Annotated in this window: 17 protein-coding genes; 13 read left to right on the forward strand and 4 right to left on the reverse strand. The window is 69.2% G+C overall.

The features are described from left to right. Positions 1–217: 217 nt before the first annotated feature. The gene (locus ON33_RS19395) at positions 218–1249 is read right to left on the reverse strand and encodes a LacI family DNA-binding transcriptional regulator (RefSeq protein WP_051152466.1); all 1032 of its coding nucleotides are present in this window, start codon (positions 1247–1249) and stop codon (positions 218–220) included. Positions 1250–1391: 142 nt separating this feature from the next. Here ON33_RS19395 and ON33_RS19400 point away from each other — a divergent pair, with 142 nt between their 5' ends. From ON33_RS19400 to ON33_RS19440, 9 genes are all read left to right on the forward strand, one after another. Continuing rightward, on the forward strand, positions 1392–2765 hold the full coding sequence (locus ON33_RS19400) for an MFS transporter (protein WP_040860301.1): 1374 nt from the start codon (positions 1392–1394) through the stop codon (positions 2763–2765). A 196-nt stretch (positions 2766–2961) separates the two neighbouring features. After that, positions 2962–3447 (forward strand): Lrp/AsnC family transcriptional regulator, encoded by a 486-nt coding sequence (locus tag ON33_RS19405; protein WP_040860302.1) that lies wholly within the window; start codon positions 2962–2964, stop codon positions 3445–3447. 222 nt (positions 3448–3669) lie between these two features. Continuing rightward, on the forward strand, positions 3670–7158 hold the full coding sequence (locus tag ON33_RS19410) for an indolepyruvate ferredoxin oxidoreductase family protein (protein WP_040860303.1): 3489 nt from the start codon (positions 3670–3672) through the stop codon (positions 7156–7158). A 168-nt stretch (positions 7159–7326) separates the two neighbouring features. Next, positions 7327–8397, forward strand: a complete 1071-nt coding sequence (locus ON33_RS19415) for a Glu/Leu/Phe/Val family dehydrogenase (RefSeq protein ID WP_051152467.1) — start codon at positions 7327–7329, stop codon at positions 8395–8397. Between the two features lie 34 nt (positions 8398–8431). Beyond that, positions 8432–9958: an amino acid permease gene (locus ON33_RS19420; RefSeq protein WP_040860305.1), complete on the forward strand. Its 1527-nt coding sequence runs from the start codon at positions 8432–8434 to the stop codon at positions 9956–9958. A 108-nt stretch (positions 9959–10066) separates the two neighbouring features. Further along, on the forward strand, positions 10067–10549 hold the full coding sequence (locus ON33_RS19425) for an adenosine-specific kinase (protein ID WP_040860306.1): 483 nt from the start codon (positions 10067–10069) through the stop codon (positions 10547–10549). A 72-nt stretch (positions 10550–10621) separates the two neighbouring features. Next, entirely contained in the window at positions 10622–11122 is a 501-nt protein-coding gene (locus ON33_RS19430) for an AAA family ATPase (RefSeq protein WP_040860307.1), read from the forward strand. Between the two features lie 108 nt (positions 11123–11230). Next, positions 11231–12052 carry a thioesterase family protein gene (locus tag ON33_RS19435; protein ID WP_040860623.1) on the forward strand — a complete coding sequence of 274 codons (822 nt, stop codon included), beginning with the start codon at positions 11231–11233 and terminating at the stop codon, positions 12050–12052. Between the two features lie 33 nt (positions 12053–12085). Beyond that, on the forward strand, positions 12086–13039 hold the full coding sequence (locus tag ON33_RS19440; RefSeq protein ID WP_040860308.1) for a LysR family transcriptional regulator: 954 nt from the start codon (positions 12086–12088) through the stop codon (positions 13037–13039). Here the strand turns inward: ON33_RS19440 and ON33_RS19445 are convergent. Continuing rightward, positions 12988–13893, reverse strand: coding sequence for a serine hydrolase (locus ON33_RS19445; protein ID WP_040860309.1), 906 nt, complete (start codon positions 13891–13893; stop codon positions 12988–12990). The genes ON33_RS19440 and ON33_RS19445 overlap by 52 nt on opposite strands. Before the next feature lie 154 nt (positions 13894–14047). Between ON33_RS19445 and ON33_RS19450 the strand changes: the two genes are divergently transcribed. The 3 genes from ON33_RS19450 (at position 14048) to ON33_RS19460 (ending at position 17144) form a co-directional block, all read left to right on the forward strand. Continuing rightward, complete coding sequence (locus tag ON33_RS19450) at positions 14048–15826, forward strand: penicillin-binding transpeptidase domain-containing protein (RefSeq protein WP_040860624.1); 1779 nt, start codon at positions 14048–14050, stop codon at positions 15824–15826. A gap of 60 nt (positions 15827–15886) precedes the next feature. Beyond that, the gene (bla, locus tag ON33_RS19455; protein WP_051152468.1) at positions 15887–16816 is read left to right on the forward strand and encodes a class A beta-lactamase; all 930 of its coding nucleotides are present in this window, start codon (positions 15887–15889) and stop codon (positions 16814–16816) included. Between the two features lie 94 nt (positions 16817–16910). Next, positions 16911–17144 (forward strand): hypothetical protein, encoded by a 234-nt coding sequence (locus ON33_RS19460; protein ID WP_157184609.1) that lies wholly within the window; start codon positions 16911–16913, stop codon positions 17142–17144. Between the two features lie 147 nt (positions 17145–17291). On the opposite strand, the gene ON33_RS19465 is transcribed toward ON33_RS19460, so the two are convergent. After that, positions 17292–17714: a helix-turn-helix domain-containing protein gene (locus tag ON33_RS19465; RefSeq protein WP_040860312.1), complete on the reverse strand. Its 423-nt coding sequence runs from the start codon at positions 17712–17714 to the stop codon at positions 17292–17294. Between the two features lie 85 nt (positions 17715–17799). Between ON33_RS19465 and ON33_RS19470 the strand changes: the two genes are divergently transcribed. Beyond that, positions 17800–18630, forward strand: a complete 831-nt coding sequence (locus ON33_RS19470; RefSeq protein ID WP_040860313.1) for a class I SAM-dependent methyltransferase — start codon at positions 17800–17802, stop codon at positions 18628–18630. Between the two features lie 6 nt (positions 18631–18636). Here the strand turns inward: ON33_RS19470 and ON33_RS38355 are convergent, their stop codons facing one another. Further along, complete coding sequence (locus ON33_RS38355) at positions 18637–19341, reverse strand: hypothetical protein (RefSeq protein ID WP_218001468.1); 705 nt, start codon at positions 19339–19341, stop codon at positions 18637–18639. Positions 19342–19429 lie beyond the last annotated feature (88 nt).

Genomic DNA, 19429 nt, shown 5'->3' on the forward strand with positions numbered 1-19429 from the left:
CCGTCGGCGGGTACCACGTTCTGCCACAAGGGATCCGCGGCCGCCCGCGGTCCTACTTCTCGTAGGCGGCCACGAAGGGCGTGTCGAACCCGGCCGTGCCGAACCGGAACGCACCGCCGGGAGCACCGAGCGGCTCGGTGCGTCCGGGCCCGGCTCGATCCGCACCCGGCCGACGACGCTGCCTGAGCGAGCCGGGCCGGCGGAGCCGCGCCGCGTCCTAGGCTGTCGGGGGTGGTGCAGCGGTCGAGGATCGGACTTCGAGGTGGACCGGGATGACGATGTTGGGCTGTTCGATGGGGCGGGTGTGGAGGGCCTCGATCAGGAGGGTGGCGGCCCGGCAGCCGATGGCGTGGCGGTCGACGGCCAGGGTGGTCAGGGCCGGGGACAGGGAGGGGGAGGTCGGGAGGTCGTCGTGGCCGATGACCGAAACGTCCTCGGGCACACGGAGTCCGCGGTCGGCAGCGGCGAGATACACGGTGTGGGCGATGTAGTCGCTGTTGGTGATGAAGGCGGTGGGACGTTCGTGCGGATCGGCTCGCAGGGCGGCGGTGACGGCAGTACGCGCGGCGTCGGCGGAGAGCTCGGCGGTCACGGGGGTCGCGGTGAAGCCGAGGTCGACGCCGAGGCGCCGGAAGCGTTCCAGCCGTTCGGGATCCGGGGATTTCTCCGGTGGCGCCACCACCATGGCCAGCCGCCGGTGCCCCAGCTCGAGCAGATGCCGGACCGCGAGGTCGACCGAGGTTTCCTGATCCGAGCGGACGCTCATGGTGAGGCCGGGATGCTCGCGGTCGGCGGTGTCGAGCAGCACCACGGGCCGCCTGGTGACCGAATGCCATTCCCGCGCATGCGGACTCGTGCCGATGGGCGCGATGGCCAGCCCGTCGACGGCCCGATGCTGGAAGGCGTCGAGCAACTGCCGCTCCCGCCCGGAGTCGTAGCGCGAGGAGCCGACCATGACGTCATAGCCTGCGGCGGAACAGGTTTCGTCGAAGCCGTCGATCACGTCGAGGAAGTGCGGGTTGCGCAGATTGCGGATGAGCAGTCCCAGCACCCGGGTGCGCCGGGTGCGCAGGGCGACCGCGGAGGCGTTGGGCCGGTAACCGAGTTCGGTGGCGCGCTCGAGAATCCGTTCTCGCAGTTGGTCACTCACGCCCGGCCGCCCCGCGAGGGCCAGGCTCACCGCCGAGATCGAGACTCCGAGTGAGGAGGCCACATCGCGCTGCGTGATCGGTTCGCTCCCGGGTACCACGGAGAGACACCCTAGCGAACGGAGGCTGAACTCTCATGGCAGCGCTCCGAACTCTGCACAACGTCCTGAGCAACTACTCGACTCGACGCCTCTACCTTTGCTGAAACGATTGAGTAATCCGATCTCCCCAGGAAGGATCATCGTGCCCCGCGATGCCTTTTCAGTCCTCGACTCCACGGAACTGACCGCCTTCCACCGCAAGGTGGCGGCGCTCTCGGCGGCCGGCATGTTCCTCGACGGCTTCGACATCACGGTGATCGCGGTCGCGCTGCCGACGGTCACCAGGCAGTGGCACCTGCCGACCTTCATGGCCGGAGCGCTGTCGGCGGCCGCGGTCATCGGAATGTTCGTGGGCGCGTTGGTCTTCGGCCGCCTCACCGACCGGCTGGGCCGCAAGCAGATGTATCTGGTGAACCTCATCGGGTTCGTCTTCTTCGCGCTGCTCGCCGCGCTGGCGCAGGACGCCTGGCAGCTGCTGGTGTGCCGCTTGCTGCTGGGCCTGGCCCTGGGCGCCGACTACACCATCTCGACCTCGCTGCTCGCGGAGTACGCGCCGGCCCAGCGCCGCGGCAGCCTCATGTGCCGCCTCGGCGCGACCTGGTTCGCAGGGGCGGCGACCACCTATGCCTTCGCCCTGGCCCTACTGCCGCTCGGCGACGCCATGTGGCGGGTCATGCTGGTGCTGGGCGCGGTCTTCGCGCTGATCGTGCTGTGGATGCGGCGCAGCATCCCGGAATCCCCGCGCTGGCTGGCCGCCCGGGGCCGCGGCGACGAAGCCGGCGCGGTGCTCGCCGGTCTCGGCGACGCTGCCACCGCACTGCCCGGACCGGCCGCACCGCAGCATGATTCGCCGTGGCGCACGCTGCTGACCATGCCGCTGCTGCGCTACACGTTCTTCTGCTGCGGGTTCTGGTTCATGTACACGATGTCGTACTACGGCATCACGCTGTACACGCCCACCATTCTCGAGCAGGTCACCACCAGCGCGACCGGCACCTGTACGGGTTCGCTGATCATCGCCCTGGTCGGCGTGGCGGGCGCGGTCACCGGCGTCGCCCTGGTCGACCGGGTGGGCCGCCGCCCGCTGCTGATCACCGGCTTCATCGGCATGTTCCTCGCCCTGACTGTGCTGGCGCTGCGGCAGGACCCGGGGCTGACCGGCCTGGTGGTGCTGCTCGGCGCGGCGGTGCTGTTCGCCAATTCCGGCCCCGGCATCGTCAACCTGGTCTATCCGAGCGAGGTCTTCCCGACGGCCGTGCGCGCCACCGCCAATGGCCTGGGTACCGCCGTGTCACGGATCGGCGCGATCATCGGCACCCTCTGGCTGCCCACACTGATCAAGTCGTGGGGGCTGCACCACGTGCTGTGGCTGTTCGTGGCGGCGAGCGTCCTCGGTCTGGCCATCGCGGTCACCCTGGCTCCGGAGACCAGGGGCCGCACGCTGGAGGAGCTCTCGGCGGAGTTCTCCGGCTCCCGCGCGCAATCCGGTTCGGCCGCACCGGAATCCGTGGGCTGAACCGGTGGCGTGGACCTGATCGTCCCCGTAGCCCCCGCGCTGCGGGGCACCGTCACCCGCGGCGATACCGCCACCATCTCGGCGGGCGATCACGACGGCAATGCCGTGGTCCCGGGCCTGAACCGAGCCCGCGGCGACGGCCGGAGCGACGGTTCCGGCCGGCCGACGCCGGCCGACCCCTGTGCGACAATGCGGCATGAGCATCAAGATCGACGGCCTCGATTCCGCGCTGCTCGCGGAGTTGGCGGCCGATCCGCGGGTGCCGATTCTGGAGTTGGCGCAGCGGCTGGGGATCGCGCGCAACACCGTGCAGGCGCGGATGAAACGGCTCGAGGCGTCCGGGGCCGTGCGTGGGTATCCGCCGGACGTGGATCTGCAGGCCATCGGGTTCGCGGTGCACGCGTTCCTCGGCATCGAGCTGAACCAGAACAAGATGAACGACATCGTCGAGGCCTTGCGGGAGTTCCCGAACGTGCTCGAGGTGCACGCGACGACCGGGCGCGGGGACCTGCTGGTGCGGATCGCGGCGCGGTCGCAGCCGGATCTGCTGTCCATCATCCAGCGCGTGCACGCGATTCCGGGCGTGAAGCACACCGAAACCATGCTGGCCCTGGCCACTCCGGTCGAGTACCGGTCACTGCCGCTCGTCGAGCATCTGACGAGCCAACCCGGACAAGAATGACGAACCGGGACCGGCACGCCGGGAGATGCACCGGGACCGGGGACGCTCGAGCAGACTGCTGCGTGCGTCATAGTGTTCCAGATCACTTTTGAGCAGTCTGATCAACTTTTCGCGCGTCTGTTGACACGAATCACACATCACGGCAGATTTCGCTGCACCGATCGCTTTGGTCCCTTCGTTTGCAGCTCACGATCTGAGTTGTGGAGAGTGTGGTGACTGTTCATGACCGACGTTGCCTGCGCGCCTGTCCGACAGGCCGAAACGGCTACGCCCTACGACCTCGCCGACCGCTACCGGTCCGGCGCGGGTCCGGTCCTCCTCACCGGTGTGCAGGCCATCGCCCGCCTGCTGGTGGAACAGCATGTCCGCGATATGCGCGCCGGCCACCGGGTCGCGACCTTTGTGTCCGGGTATCAGGGCAGCCCGCTGGGCGGGGTCGACAAGATGCTGCTGGGCATGCCGAATGTGCTGTCCGAACACGACATCGCCTTCGTACCGGGCTTCAACGAGGAGCTCGCGGCCACCGCGGTGTGGGGCAGCCAGGCGGATCTGCCGGCCGGGACCGCGACGCACGACGGCGTGGTCGGCATCTGGTATGGCAAAGGCCCCGGCGTCGACCGGGCCACCGACGCCATCCGGCACGCGAACATGTACGGGGTGAATCCGCGCGGCGGCGTGCTGCTGCTGGTGGGTGACGATCCCGCGTCGAAGTCCTCGACCGTGCCCGCGGTGAGCGAGCGGTCGCTGGCGGCCATGGGTGTGCCGGTGCTGTTCCCGCGCAATGCCCGCGAGATCATCACCATGGGCATGCAGGGCGTGGCGCTGTCGCGGGCCTCGGGCTGCATCGTGGCCATGAAGATCGTGGCCGATGTCGCCGACGGCGCGTGGACGGTGGACTCCTCGGTCGCCGAGCTGCCCATCGCGGTGCCCGAGGTGCAGTGGGAGGGAAAGACTTTCGCCTACCGGCAGCGGCCGATGGCGGCACCCGCGGACAGCCTGCTGGCCGAGGCCGACCTGTACGGGCCGCGCTGGGCCACGGTGCGCGCCTTCGGGGCCGCCAACGAGCTGGATGTGATCGAGGTGGATCCGGCGCAGGCGCGGATCGGTATCGCGGCCACCGGCACCACCTTCGACGCGGTGCGCCAGGCGCTCGTCGATCTGGGCGTCGACGAGGCGGACATGCACCGCGCGGGTATTCGCCTGCTGCGCATCGGCATGCCCTATCCGATCGGAGCGCAGCGGGTCGCCGAGTTCGCCCGCGGCCTGGAGCAGGTGATCGTGGTCGAGGACAAGACCGCGTTCCTCGAGACCCAGATCCGGGAAATCCTGTACGGCACAGTGGATGCCCCGCGAATCCTCGGCAAGCTCGACGGAAACGGCCTGCCGCTCATGCCCTTCGACGGCGAGCTGACCGCGGGCCGGCTGCTGGCCCCGCTGCGGCGGGTGCTGCGCGACCGCGTCGAGCTGAAAAAGGCGCCGCCCCCGGCGCTTTCGCTGGAGGTGCTGTCCGCCAAGCGCACCCCGTACTTCTGCAGCGGCTGCCCGCACAACCGCTCCACCGCCCTGCCCGAGGGTTCGATCGGCGGTGGCGGCATCGGCTGCCACACCCTGGTCACCCTGTCCGGGCGCAGCGACAGCGCGGTCACCGGCCTGACCCAGATGGGCGGCGAGGGCAGCCAGTGGATCGGGCAGGCCCCGTTCACCGATGTGCCGCATCTGTTCCAGAACATCGGCGACGGCACGTTCTTCCACTCCGGGCAGCTGGCCGTCCAGGCGTGCGTGGCGGCGGGGGTGAACATCACCTACAAGCTGCTGTACAACGAGGTCGTCGCCATGACCGGCGCGCAGGACGTGGAGGGCGGGCTGACGGTCGCGAAGCTCACCCACAAGCTGACCGTCGAGGGTGTGAAGCAGATCATCATCTGCGCCGACGATCCCAAGCGGCACAACCGGAAAGCGCTCGCCAAGGGCACGCTGCTGTGGCACCGTGATCGGCTCGACGAGGCGCAGAAGTTGCTGCGCGAGATCGAGGGCGTCACCGTTCTGATCTACGATCAGCACTGTGCCGCCGACGCCCGCCGCCAGCGCAAGCGCGGCACGCTGCCGGTGCGCAACACCCGGGTGGTGATCAACGAGGCGGTGTGCGAGGGCTGCGGCGACTGCGGCACCAAGTCGAACTGCCTGTCGGTGCAGCCGGTGGAGACCGAGTTCGGGCGCAAGACGCGCATCGACCAGACCTCCTGCAATACCGACTACAGCTGCCTCGACGGGGAGTGCCCGTCGTTCGTGACGGTGGAGCTGAACCCGGAAGCCAAGGGGCGCAAGGGTTCCAAACCCGGTAAGCGACGGAAGCCGGCCGAGCCGCCCATGGTGGCCGATCCGGGGCTCGGTGCTCCGCTGGGTACCCAGAACGTGCTGATCGCGGGCATCGGCGGCACCGGCATCGTGACCGTCAACCAGGTGCTGGCCACCGCCGCACTGCGGGCGGGGTACGCGGTCGAGAGCCTCGATCAGATCGGGCTGAGCCAGAAGGCCGGGCCGGTACTGTCCCACCTGCGGTTCTCCACAACGGAATTGGAGCCGTCCAACCGGCTGACCCCGGGCAGCGCGGACTGCATCATGGCCATCGACCTGCTGACCGCCGCCGACCCCAAGAACCTGCAGTACGGCAACCCGGACGGGACGGTCGTGGTCGCCTCGACCAGCCAGACCCCGACCGGTGACATGGTGTACGACAAGTCGGTCGCCTATCCGGAGACCGGGCCGCTGCTGGATCGGCTTGCGGCGGTGTCGGATTCGCAGTTCGACTGCGACGCCCTGGCCGCGGCTCAGCGCCTGTTCGGCAATACCGCCGCCGCCAACTTCCTGATGGTCGGCGCGGCCTTCCAGACCGGGGGCCTGCGACTGCCCGCCGCGGCGATCGAAGAGGCGATCACCATCAACGGCGTCGCGGTGGCGGCCAATATCGCGGCATTCCGCTGGGGTCGCGTGGCCGTCGCGGATCCGGCCGCCTTCGCTGCCGCCACCGATTCGGCTGCGGCACAGCGCACTCCGCGTATCGCCCCCGCCGAGCTGCTGGCGGGCACCAGCTTCGACGGAGAGGTCCGGCGACTGGTTGAGCTGCGCGCCGCCGAACTGGTCGACTACCAGAACGTCAAGGTCGCCCGGCGCTACATCGACACCGTCCAGGCCGCCTGGAACGCCGAGCGCGCGATCACCGACCGCACCGAGTTCAGCGAGGCCGTGGCGCGCGGACTGTACAAGTTCACCGCCTACAAGGACGAGTACGAGGTCGCCCGCCTGCTGGTCGACCCGGCCTTCCTGGACGAGGTGAAGGCCCAGGTCCCCGGCGGCGAGAACCTCACCTACATGCTGCACCCCCCGGTGCTGCGGGCGCTCGGCCGCAAGAAGAAGATCGGGCTCGCCCCGAAATCGCATGTGACTCTGAAGCTGCTGGCCAAGGGCAAGTCACTGCGCGGCACCAAGCTCGATCCCTTCGGCTACGCGCACGTGCGCAAGGTGGAGCGGGAACTGCTGTCCCACTACACCGGCATGGTGCACCGGCTCGCCGCCGGCCTCACCATCGACGGCTACGGCACCGCCACCGAGGCGGCGGGCCTGCCCGACCTGGTGCGTGGCTACGAGGACGTGAAGCTCGGCAATGTCGAGCTCTATCGCGCCCGCCTCCGCGAACTCGGCCTCGACGGCTGACCAGCTCCCCCTTCGCAATTCCATACCGACGCGGTACGGCGGCATCGTTCGCGCCGCCGTACCGCGATGACCTGTGCCCGAATCCGGCACGGCACCCGGCCGCCCACCACGCGGCCACCACCCAGCCGCCACAAGCGGCGTCCACGAAAGGAATCGATTGTGACCGCAATGCACACCGACGCAGGAGTTTTCGGCCGCTCGCACGAGTTGAGCGCCCGGCGACACGAGCAGGTGGTGTTCTGCGAGGACGACAAGAGCGGACTCAAGGCGATCATCGCGATTCACTCGACCACGCTGGGCCCGGCGCTCGGCGGCACCCGGATGTACCCGTACGCCTGCGAGGCGGCCGCGCTGGACGACGTACTGCGGCTGTCGTGGGGCATGACCTACAAGGCGGCGGCCGCCGGGCTGGATCTGGGCGGCGGCAAGGCCGTCATCATCGGCGATCCGGCCCTGGACAAGAGCGAGGAGCTGTTCGCGGCCTACGCGCGGTTCGTCGAATCCCTCGGCGGGCGGTACATCACCGCGGGTGATGTGGGCACCAATACCGACGACCTGGATGCCATCGGCCGCTACACCCGCCACGTCACCGGCCGCAGCACCACGGCGGGCGGTTCCGGTGACAGTGCCCGGCTCACCGCGCTCGGCGTGTTCAACGCCATGCGCGCCGGAGCCGAATCCGTGTGGGGCGCAGCCACACTGGCGGGCCGCACGGTCGGCGTCGAAGGTGTCGGCAAGGTCGGCCGCGAACTCATCCAGCTGCTGCTCGCCGACGGTGCGGAGGTCTGCGCCACCGACGTGAACCAGGCGGCGCTGGAACGCATTTCCAAGGACCATCCGTCGGTTCGACTGTTGAGCAACGTGTCCACCGCTCCGGTCGACGTCTACGCCCCCTGCGCCCTCGGCGGCACGCTCACCGCGTCCAGCGCCGAGGCCATCGAGGCGAAACTCGTCTGCGGCGCCGCCAACAACCAGTTGGCCACGCCCGCAGTGGAATACGCCCTGAACGAACGCGGCATCACCTGGGTTCCGGATTTCGTGGCCAATGGCGGTGGGCTCGTTCAGGTGGCCGGTGAGCTGCGCCAGGCAGCGCCGGCCGAGGTCGAAGACGCAGTGAGGGGCATCTTCGACCGCTGCCGCGACATCATCGCGGAATCCAAGGCCGAGGGAATCGGCACCGGAGCGGCGGCCAGCAGGTTCGCGGAGCGTCGTCTCGACGCCATCCCGCGGGCCCTCTGATCGCCGCACCGTAGTTTCAGAGAGGAGACGACAAGTGGCGTTCGCGAGCGGAGTGTTCCGCACCAAATCGGTCGAGCAGTCGATCCGGGATACCGATGAACCGGACTCCAAGCTACGCAAGGATCTGACGGCGCGGGATCTGACGATCTTCGGTGTCGCGGTGGTCATCGGGGCGGGCATCTTCACGCTCACCGCCCGGACCGCGGGCACGGTGGCGGGCCCCTCGGTCTCGCTGGCCTTCGTATTCGCGGCCATCGCCTGCGGGCTGACGGCGCTGTGCTACGCCGAATTCGCCTCGACCGTGCCGGTGGCGGGCAGCGCGTACACGTTCGCGTACGCCACTTTCGGCGAGATCATCGCCTGGATCATCGGATGGGATCTCATTCTCGAGTTCGCCCTTGCCGTTTCGGTGGTCGCCAAGGGGTGGTCGCAGTATCTCGGGGAGGTATTGGGCGGCCTGGTGAATCCGGTCGCGCACGTCGGGTCGATCTCGTTCGACTGGGGTGCGGTACTGATCATCGCGGTCGTCGCCGTGCTGCTGGCCACCGGCACCAAACTGTCCTCGCGGGTGTCGGCCGTCGCGGTCGCCATCAAGCTGGCCGTGATCGCGCTCGTGCTGGTGGTCGGCGCCACCTACTTCAAGGCGTCCAACCTCAGCCCCTACATCCCGCCGTCGCAGCCGTCCGAGCAGGCCGGCGGCGTACACCAGTCGCTGTTCTCCTTCCTTACCGGTTCCGGCGGGACGAGTTTCGGCTGGTACGGCCTGCTGGCCGCGGCCTCGCTGGTGTTCTTCGCCTTCGTCGGCTTCGACGTGGTCGCCACCACCGCCGAGGAGACCCGCAACCCGCAGCGTGACGTCCCGCGCGGCATCTTCGGCTCGCTGGCCATCGTGACCGTCCTCTACGTGGCGGTCTCGCTGATCCTCACCGGCATGGTCCCCTACACCGAGCTCGCGAGCGGAAACGCCACCCTGGCAACCGCTTTCGCCCTGCACGGCGCGGTCTGGGTGAAGAACATCATCTCCATCGGCGCGCTGGCGGGCCTGTCCACGGTCGTCATGGTCATGTTCCTGGGCCAGACCCGCGTCCTGTTCGCCATGGCGCGCGACGGCCTGCTCCCCCGCGGCCTCGCCCACACCGGCAAACACGGCACCCCCGTCCGCCTGACGGTCATCGTCGGTGCCGTGTGCGCCCTGCTGGCCGGTTTCGTCGACTTCGGGACACTCGAGGAGATGGTCAATATCGGCACTCTCGTGGCCTTCGTCCTCGTCTCCCTCGGCGTCCCGATCCTGCGCCGCACCCGCCCCGACCTGAAGCGCGGCTTCCGAGTCCCCTTCGTCCCCGTGATCCCCATCCTCGCCGCCCTGGCCTGCCTGTGGCTGATGCTCAACCTCTCCATCGAGACCTGGCTCCGCTTCGTCATCTGGATGGCCCTGGGCATCGTCCTCTACTTCGCCTACAGCCGACGCCACTCCCTCCTCGGCAAACGCGAAGCCCCCGCGGCGGAGACGATCCCCGCCCCGGAATCCCGCCCCGCCCCGGAACCCGACCCGGTCCCCTGACTCCGGTTCTCCCAGCCCAGGGAGCTGTCACCGCGGATCCTGCCCGATTCCCCGCCACGACAGCTCCCTGATCTTGTTCGTCCTCCGCGCGCGGAGGACCATGAATCAATGGAACTGACAGCGGTGCCCATCGAGAATCCCGATGAGCTCAATGTCGTCATCGGGCAGTCCCACTTCATCAAGACGGTCGAGGACCTGCACGAAGCCCTCGTCGGAACAGGTCCGCAACTACAGTTCGGGCTGGCGTTCTGCGAAGCCTCCGGCCCCCGCCTGATCCGCAACTCCGGAAACGCCCCCGACCTGGTCGAACTCGCCACGAAGAACGCGGCCGCGTTGGGCGCGGGACACTCCTTCATCGTCTTCCTCCGCGAGGGCTATCCCGTCAACGTCCTCAACGCGATCCGCCGAGTCCCCGAGGTCTGCACCATCTTCTGCGCCACCGCCAACGCCGTCGAGGTCCTGATCGCCGAAACCTCGCTCGGCCGCGGCATCATCGGAGTCATCGACGGCTACCCACCGCTCGGAATCGAAACCGACACAGACCGAACCGACCGCCACCACCTCCTCCGCCTCATCGGCTACAAACTCTGACCCGCCCCGAATCCCACCGGACAGCCTGCGCCCGAACAAGATTCACACCCTGCCCGCGTACCCTCCGGTGACATGAGCGTGCTGGTCGTTATTCGCGGCAATTCGGCATCGGGGAAGTCGACCGCCGCAGTCGCGGTGCAGCAGCGGTTCGCGCGAGGGGCGTGCCTCGTCGTGCCGCAGGATGTGGTGCGCAGGCAGATGCTGCGAGAGCCGGATGCGGACGGCGCGGCCAATATCGAACTGCTGGAACACATCGCGGCCTTCGGGTTGGCCCGTGGGCTGGTGGTGATCGTGGAGGGCATCCTGAACGCCGGGCGGTACGGCGCGGCGCTCGAGCGCCTCACCCTCGCGGCGGATCGCGCGCTGCACTACTGCTTCGACCTGACCCTCGAGGAGACCGTCGCCCGGCATACGGCCGGCTCCCGGGCGGCGGAGTTCTCGCCGGAGCAGATGGCCGAGTGGTATCACGGCTGGCAGCCGCTGGGTTTCGCACCGGAGATCCGTATCGATGCGGGCTGGAGTCGTGCGGCGGTTGTCGAGCGGATTCATCGCGACATTCTGGACCGGGGATGAGCCCGGTGGATCGGGCGGTGTCGTACAGCGTCTAGTGGTTGCGACGTGGGCTGATACGTTGGCTGGGTGACCCGGACCAATGATGCGACAGCACTGTTGCGAGAGGCCTTGGAAGACGAGGCCGGGAGTAAGGCGTACTACATCGGCCTCGGAGCGGGGGCCGAGGGCTTCGAGCGGTATGCGGCCACTGCTTCGACTGTGAGTGTGTGGGCGGCGTCGATGCAGCATGGGGCGCCGCCCTCTGCGTTGCTGGCTCGGGCGATGGAGCGGTGTTCGGCTCACGAGGGGATGCGGGTTGCCCGGTTGACGATGGAGATCCTGGGGCCGGTGCCAGTGGGGGATGTCGAGGTTCGGGCCTGGGTGGAGCGGCCTGGGAAGCGGGTCGAGTTGGTGGCGGCGGAACTGGTCGCCACGCGGGCTGATGGGAGTCGGCGGGCAGTGGCGAGGGCTTCGGCGTGGCGGATCGCCACGTCGGACAGTTCGTCGGTGGTGCATACCGCTGACGCGCCGCTGCCGGCGGTGCCGGAGCCGTCCGAGATCGGTTGGGGCGTGCCGGACGGGTGGGATGTCGGGTACGTGAAGTCGGTGGACATCCGGTCGGTGGACAGTGACGACGTCACCCGGCGGGTGTGGGTGAAGCCGCTGGTCGAGGTCGTCGAGGGCGAGGAGATCTCGCCGCTGGTGCGGGTGTTCTCGGTGGCGGATGTAGCCAATGGGGTTGGGGCGCAGCTGGATCCGCTGAAGTGGACGTTCCTCAACACCGATCTGACCATCGACCTGTTCCGGCTGCCGGAGAGTGAGTGGATCGGGCTGGCGGTGCAGACCTCGATCGGACCGGACGGGGTCGGGATGTGCTCGACCGTGCTGCACGACGAGCGCGGGCCGATCGGGCGGTGCCTGCAGATTCTCGAGGTGCGGGCACGGGACTGACCCGGCGATAAGGAAACCGATATCGTCGGTCGGATGGATCCGCTGCGTCAGTTGCGCTACTTCATCGCCGTGGCCGAGGAGTTGCACTTCGGCCGGGCGGCCGAACGACTGCGGATCGCCCAGCCCGCGCTGAGCCAGCGAATCCGCAAGCTGGAGAGCGATATCGGGGCCCGCCTGCTGGAACGCGACAGTCGGCGGGTGGAGCTCACCGAGGCGGGACAGATCCTGCTGGTGGAGGCGCGGGATCTGATCGCACGCTGGGAGCGGGCGAAATCGCTGGTGGGCAAGGCCCACAGGGGTGAGATCGACGCGCTGCGGGTGGGCGTGCCACCGGAGCTGGCAGGCCGCGTGCTGGCGGCCATCCTCACCGCGTTCGAGAGCCGTCAGGTACGGGTCGACCTGCAGGAACTCACCACCGCCGAACAGGTACGGCTGCTGGCGGATCGGCAACTCGACGCGGGGCTACTGCAATATCCGGTGGACGTGGTCGGTCTGGAATCGGGCCCGGCGGTGGAGACCCCGCTGGGCGTGGTGCTGCCGAGGGATTCCCCGCTGGCCGCGCGGGCGTCGCTCACGCTCGCCGACCTCGCCGGGCACGGCTTGGTCATCTTTCCGCGCGCCGCCGCCCCCGGCCTGTACGACGCCACCCTGCGGACCTGCTGGGAGCAAGGCTTCCGCCCCGCCTCGGTGCAGCACGCCCGCAATCCCGAATTCGTGCTCGGCATGGTGCTTTCCGGCCGCGGCGTCGCCTTCGACCAGGGCCTGGTCGCGCAGAAGGAGCCGCGCGTGGTGTGGCGGCCACTGCCCGAGGGCACGCTGCACTGGCGACTCGCGCTGACCTGGCCCGCGGCCGCCCCGCACCCGCTGGTCCGGGAACTCGCCGACCTCATCGTCACGGTGGTGCAGGGTGACGGGGCGTCCCGCCCGGTCCCGATTCAGGATGGGTCGCAGCGCCGTCCGTGGGATGTGGTCGCGGGCCGAGTGTGAGCGATACGCTCGACGGCCAGCCGCGCCGCCGCGCCGATGGCCCGATCCACCACGGGCTGCCGCCCGGCCAGACTGTGCGACACGGTGAAAACCGCGACCGCGTACCGGCTGCCGTCCGGATACCCGACCACCCCGATCTCATTGCGGATCCCGGGCAGCGTCCCGGTCTTGGACCAGATGTCGGTGTCCGGCGGGAACGCCGACGGCAGCCGATGCCCGTACACCTGCTGCCGCATGAGATCCCGCACGAACCGGCACGCCTCCGGTGCCCCCGCGCGATCCTCGCCGATGAGCCACAGCAGACGAGTCATGTCGCGCGCGGTCCCGGCCGTGGTGCGCAGCGGATCCACCGCCCGTGAGCCGAACACCTCCGCCGCACTGGATTCCGGGTAGCGACGGGCGAATTCGTGCAGGTCACGCGCCCCGATGTCCTCGGCCATGCTGTAGAGGATGTCGCGCAGCGACCCCATGATCCGGGTGCCGGTGAGCCCGAGTTCACGCGCCAGCGAGCGCACATTGTCCACGCCGACCCGGTCGAAGAGCAGGTCAGCGGCCGTATTGTCGCTCACGGTGAGTGCGAACCAGGCGGCGTCGCGCAGGCTGAATTCGACATCGTCGTGGCAGCCCGCGGTGCCCACCCCGCCCAGCCGGTCCGCCGCCGTGGCCCGCACCCGGTCGGATGGATCGAGCTGCCCCGCCGCCACCTGCCGCGCGAACTCCAGCACCAGCGGCACCTTCACCACCGAGGACAGCACCACCGGTTCGTCGGCGGCCCAGCCGAATTCACCGCCACAGTCGAAACAGCGGGCGTGCACCCGGCCCTCGACACCGGCCGTCCGGAAGATCTCGTCCACTCCCCCAGCATTCCGGGTGCCAGGATCGGCCCGTCAGCCGGCCGCGACACAGCCGCCTGACACCCCGCACGCTGCAACGATATCGATCGGTATATCGGTTCTCATCCGTGTTGGTCTTGGACAGCCCCCGGTGATCCGTGCTGGGGTGGCTGTCATGGCAGAGTTCAGCAGGAAGGCCCTCACCGGTGTCTGCGCCGCGGCCATGCTGGTCACGGCGACGGCGTGCTCCGGATCGGACGCCACATCCGGACTGTCCAAGACGGTCGACCGCTTCACGGACGCGCTGAACCGCGACGACGTGCAGGCCGCCGCCGGCGCGACCAGCGACCCCGCCCAGGCCGCCGCCGCACTGGCCCCGCTGTACGACAGCCTTGGCAAACAGGTGCACTTCGAGGCGAGCAAGGTCGAGAAGACCGACGACGGCGGCACATTCACGCTGGCCGCCACCTGGAAGCTGGGCAAGGACGGCAAGAACGAGTGGGCGTACACCACCGCGGGCCGCGCCACGAAATCCGGCGGCGACTGGAAGATCCAGTGGGATCCCGCGACCGTCGCGCCCGGCCTGAATGTCGGCCCGCTGTCCTACAGCCTCGTCTATCCCGACCCCGCCAAGGTCCTCGACAACGCGGGTGGTGCGCTGCTCACCCAGCAGGTGGTGACGCTGGTGAACGTCGCGCCCGGCGCCGACACGGCGGCCGTCGCCGCGGCGCTGCGACCGGTCGCCCCGGATGTCACCGCCGCGAGCCTGCAATCGGATCTGGGCGCGGCACAGGGCAAACCGATCACCGCCGTCACCCTGCGCGACTCCGACTACGCCATCGTCCAGGCCGCCCTCGCCAACCTCGTCGATGTGACCACCGCCCAGCAGACCCGACTATTGGCGGTCGACAAGGCCCTGTCCTCCCCGACCTTCTCCGGCCTCGCCGACCTGTGGCAGCAGCAGGCCGACGCGGCCGCGGGCTGGGCGGTCCGCGCCCAGGGCAGCGACGGCACGCAGCGGGTCGGCGGCCCGGATCCCAAGCCGGTCACCGACATTCGCACCACCCTCGATGTCGGATTGCAGCGGGCCGCGGAGGCCGCGCTGAACCCGATCACCACGCCGGCGGCCATTGTCGCCGTGCAGCCGTCGACCGGCAACGTGCTGGCCATGGCCCAGAACGCGGCCGGTGACGCGCAGGGCCCGATCGGACTGACCGGGCTGTACCCGCCGGGCTCGACCTTCAAGACCGTCACCGTCTCCGCCGCCCTGCAGGCGGGTCAGGTCACGCCCGACACCATGGTCGCCTGCCCCGGCAAGGAGAACATCGAGGGCCGGGAGATCCCCAATGACAACAACTTCGACCTCGGCCAGGTGCCGCTGCACACCGCCTTCGCCAAGTCCTGCAACACCACCATGGGCCGGCTGGCGGTCCAGCTCGCACCGGACGGACTCACCAATGCGGCCGCCCAGCTCGGACTAGGCATCGACTATGTGACGCCCGGCCTGACCACCGTCACCGGCAAGGTGCCCACCGCCGATACCCCCGCACTGCGGGTGGAGGAGGGCATCGGGCAGGGCAAGGTGACCGCGTCACCGTTCGGGATGGCGCTGCTGGCGGCCACGCTCGCCCAGGGCGCGGTCCAGCCGCCGACCATCGTCCAGGGGCAGCCCGGCAGGCCCGACCGGCAGCCGCCCGCGCTGCCGCCGGGCATCGCAGATCAGGTGAAATCCATGATGCGTGAGACGATCACGGGCGGCACCGCCACCGAACTGCGGGATATCACCGGCCTGCTCGGCAAGACCGGCACCGCCGAATACATCGACGACAAGCACGCGCACGGCTGGTTCGTCGGCATCGACGGCGATCTGGCGTTCGCCGTCTTCATCAGCGACGCGGGCAGTTCCGAGCCGGCCGTGCAGGCCGCGGGCCGTATGCTGCGCGCCCCGCACTGATTCTCTCGATTCCAATTTCACACGGCGCGAGCCGAATACCTCCTTCAGCACTCGAAACCGATTGAGAGGCTTGTTTTGTCGACCCTGAAATACGGCGCACTGGTTTCCCTCCTGCTCCTGGCCCCGCTGACCGGCGGCTGCGGCAGCGACTCGAAAACCCAAGCGGCGGTGAGCGAACCGACCACCGCCGCCGACACGGTCACCGACACCGCGGCGCTGCGCGCGCTCGAACAGCAGCACGGAGCCCGGGCGGGCGTGGTAGCCATCGATACCGGCACCGGCAAGACCGTCGGCTATCGGCAGGACGAACGGTTCGCCTTCGACTCCACCTTCAAACCGCTCGCCTGCGGCGCACTGCTGCACGCGCATCCGCTCGGCAGCGGATTCTTCGACCAGGTCATCCATTTCACCCCCGACAAGCTGGTGGCGAACTCGCCGATCACCAGCACCCGCGTCGATACCGGCATGACCGTGGCCGAACTCTGCCAGGCCGCGATCACCCACAGCGACAACACCGCGGGCAATCAGATCCTCGAACTGCTCGGCGGGCCGCCGGCCGTCACCGCCTTCCTGCGCTCGATCGGCGATCAGACCACCCGCATGGATCGCTGGGAAACCGAACTCAATACCAACATCCCCGGCGACGAACGCGACACCAGCACCCCGGCCGCCCTCGCCGACGACTACCGCAAACTGGTGCTCGGCGACGCCCTGGCCGAACCCGAACGGACCCAGCTGACCGCATGGCTGCTCGCCAACACCACCGGCGATGCCCGCATTCGCGCCGCGCTCCCGGCGGACTGGAAGACCGCCGACAAGACCGGCAGTGGCGACTACGGCACCGCCAACGACATCGCGGTCATCTGGCCCGCGGGCGGCGCCGCGCCACTGGTGATCCTGGTGCTGACCACGAAACCGGATCAGGCTGCCGCAGCGGACAATCCGCTGGTCGCCGCCCTCGCCAAGGAAGCCGTCGCCGCCGTCCGCTGAGCCGCGGGCCGGACGAAGTCGGGCGGGTCTGGGCTGTCGCGTCGAGCCGCCGCTGCCGACGAAGTACTCGCCGTTCTCGGGGTCGGTGCTGTTCATGACGGAGATCAGGTGGGTGCCGTCGCCGGCCATCGACCAGAACGACATGGTCACGCAGTCCGCCGAAGCGGACCACCGGCAGCAGAAAGGTGAACGCGGAGACGGACAGCGCAAACGCCACCCCGACAATCGGCGGCAGCACGCGCTCTATCCGACCGCCAACGGCCGGACCACCCTCGGCGAACTGGGCGCGGTCGCCCGCGAAGCCGAGGCGCACTGTGCCGGTCACTGACGCCGGAGAAACACGAGCAGCTCTCGGGGCTGTTGGTGCGCATCGCCGCCGACCGGGGGCTGACCCCGGGCGTATGTCCGGGCTACCAGACGGAGTGACGCCGTGCCGCTGGTCCGCTCACTGAGATGCGGTGCGGCACAGCGGATATCACGGGGTCAAGGCGTCGATCGCGGCGAGCCTGCCCGCCATGACCTCCCGCAGCAGGCGCCGGAAGGTCGAGCATTCCGCGTGACTCGGGGCCGGGCAGGCCGCAGTGTGCCGCAGGCCGTCGCGCACCGCGGTCAATTGCGCGATGGTGCGGTCCAATTCGTCGGCCTTGTCGATGAGAACGGCACGATCGACGCGCAGGTCACCCTGGGCGCCGAAGGCGACGACGATATCGTCGAGGGAGAAGCCGGCGGTGCGGCCGAGCGCGATCAGGGCCAGCTGTTCGAGCACGGACTCGTCGAATTGGCGGCGGAGCCCGCGCCGGCCGGTCGAGGCGATCAGGCCGCGTTCCTCGTAGTAGCGCAGGGTCGAGGCCGGAACGCCGGATCGGCGCACCACTTCGGCGATATCCAGGCCGGTCATCGAATCACCTCGAGCCTTGACCTCAAGTCGACTTGAATTGGGACAGTTTAGCTCTCCGCCCCGTCCCCCGACGAAGGACAGCGATATGACGACACCGCTCGACAACGACCAATCCGCCCGCTGGAACGGCGCCTCCGGCAATGCCTGGGTCGACGCCCAGGACCTCGTCGCACTGGTGATGCGGCCACTCCAGGACCTGATGGTGGAACTGGCGCGCGACGCCGGCGCGCCGCGCATCCTGGATGTCGGATGCGGCACCGGCGGCACCACGATCGCGCTCGCGCGCGAGACCGGCGCGCACTGCACGGGCGTCGACATCTCCGAACCGATGATCACCGCCGCCCGCGCCAACGCCGAGCGGGAAGGCCTGTCGGTGGACTTCATTCGCGCCGACGCCGAGACCCACCCCTTCGAACCGGGCGCCTACGACCTGGTCACGTCCCGGTTCGGGGTGATGTTCTTCGCCGACCCGGTCGCCGCCTTCACCAACCTGCGCCGTGCCACCAGCCCCGGCGGCCGACTCGGCTGCCTCGTCTGGCGCGCCCCCGAGGAGAACCCCTTCTTCACCCAGGCCGAACGCGCGGCCGCCCCGCTGCTGCCGAATCTCGGGCCCCGGATCCCCGGCGGCCCGGGCCAATTCGCCTTCGCCGACCGCGATCACGTGGCCGGAATCCTGGCGGCGAGCGGCTGGACCGAGATCGATGTCCGCCCGATCGACGTCGACTGCGTCATGCCCGAATCGGCGCTGATCGGTTACCTCTCGCGCCTGGGCCCGGTCGGCCTGGCCCTGCTGGAGGTGGACGACGCCACCCGCGAGCAGGTCGTCCGCACCGTCCGAGCAGCGTTCGACCCGTACATCCAGGGCGGCGAGGCCCGCTTCACCGCCGCCTGCTGGATGCTCGACGCCAGGGCCTGACCCGGGTCAGCGCACGTCGCTGAGCAGCCACTGGTCGCGGGGCGTGCGGCGGCGCTCGCGGCGGCTGCCGACCCGGGCGCGCATGGCGTAGTGCGCGGGCTTGCCCTGCGCCGTCAACTGGTGCCAGCCGCTGCCGCTGTTGATGTCGAACACCCCGATGTATCCGCCGGGCAGCAGCTGGAACGGCGCGGTGATGTGCTTGCCGTAGTCGAACTGGGTGCTGCCCGCCTTGCGGAAGTTCTCGAACCACGCGGGAAACACGAAGTCCGACACCAGGATTCCATTGATGTCGTACCCGTACTGGTCCGCCTCACAGGCGTCGGCGACCTCGTAGGCGTAGATGCGCCCCGTCGTGGCATTGGAGAACACGCAGGCGGCCAGGTTGATGTCGGGGTCGCCGAGCATCTCCAGCAGTTCGTGACTGGCCGTCACCGTCCACTGCAGGCCGGCGTTGATATCGCTGCGCGCGAACACCTTTCCCATCGGCAGGCCCTCGTCGGTCAGATCGTGATAGCCGAGCGCGCCGGCCTGGTCGGAGTCGTCGGAGACCACCAGCCACCAGGCGCCGGCCGGCGGCTGCGCGCCGGTCGCCACGAAACTCAGGTCGGCGTCACTCCCCCACACCGGGGCCCAATCCCGGTGCACCTGCGTCTGCAGCGCCGGGACCACCGCCGACACCTGGGCGTCGGTCAGTACGGTACTGCGGTTCAACACGGCAATATGGATGGCAGACATAGCGGTTCTCGAATCCTCATCGGCGGCTGTATTCGATCTTGCTGACCGCCATCATCGCGCGAAA

The sequence above is a fragment of the Nocardia niigatensis NBRC 100131 genome, assembly GCF_000308655.1.
GTDB lineage: Bacteria > Actinomycetota > Actinomycetes > Mycobacteriales > Mycobacteriaceae > Nocardia > Nocardia niigatensis.

What these genes read in the sequence shown, in the direction of transcription:
- ON33_RS19410 (WP_040860303.1), top strand. Translation starts at nt 3,670, where the DNA reads ATGACCGACGTTGCCTGCGCGCCTGTCCGACAGGCCGAAACGGCTACG.
- ON33_RS19460 (WP_157184609.1), top strand. Translation starts at nt 16,911, where the DNA reads ATGACGGAGATCAGGTGGGTGCCGTCGCCGGCCATCGACCAGAACGAC.
- ON33_RS19470 (WP_040860313.1), top strand. Translation starts at nt 17,800, where the DNA reads ATGACGACACCGCTCGACAACGACCAATCCGCCCGCTGGAACGGCGCC.
- ON33_RS19430 (WP_040860307.1), top strand. Translation starts at nt 10,622, where the DNA reads ATGAGCGTGCTGGTCGTTATTCGCGGCAATTCGGCATCGGGGAAGTCG.
- ON33_RS19405 (WP_040860302.1), top strand. Translation starts at nt 2,962, where the DNA reads ATGAGCATCAAGATCGACGGCCTCGATTCCGCGCTGCTCGCGGAGTTG.
- ON33_RS19465 (WP_040860312.1), bottom strand. Translation starts at nt 17,714, where the DNA reads ATGACCGGCCTGGATATCGCCGAAGTGGTGCGCCGATCCGGCGTTCCG.
- ON33_RS19425 (WP_040860306.1), top strand. Translation starts at nt 10,067, where the DNA reads ATGGAACTGACAGCGGTGCCCATCGAGAATCCCGATGAGCTCAATGTC.
- ON33_RS19450 (WP_040860624.1), top strand. Translation starts at nt 14,048, where the DNA reads ATGGCAGAGTTCAGCAGGAAGGCCCTCACCGGTGTCTGCGCCGCGGCC.
- ON33_RS19415 (WP_051152467.1), top strand. Translation starts at nt 7,327, where the DNA reads ATGCACACCGACGCAGGAGTTTTCGGCCGCTCGCACGAGTTGAGCGCC.
- ON33_RS19440 (WP_040860308.1), top strand. Translation starts at nt 12,086, where the DNA reads ATGGATCCGCTGCGTCAGTTGCGCTACTTCATCGCCGTGGCCGAGGAG.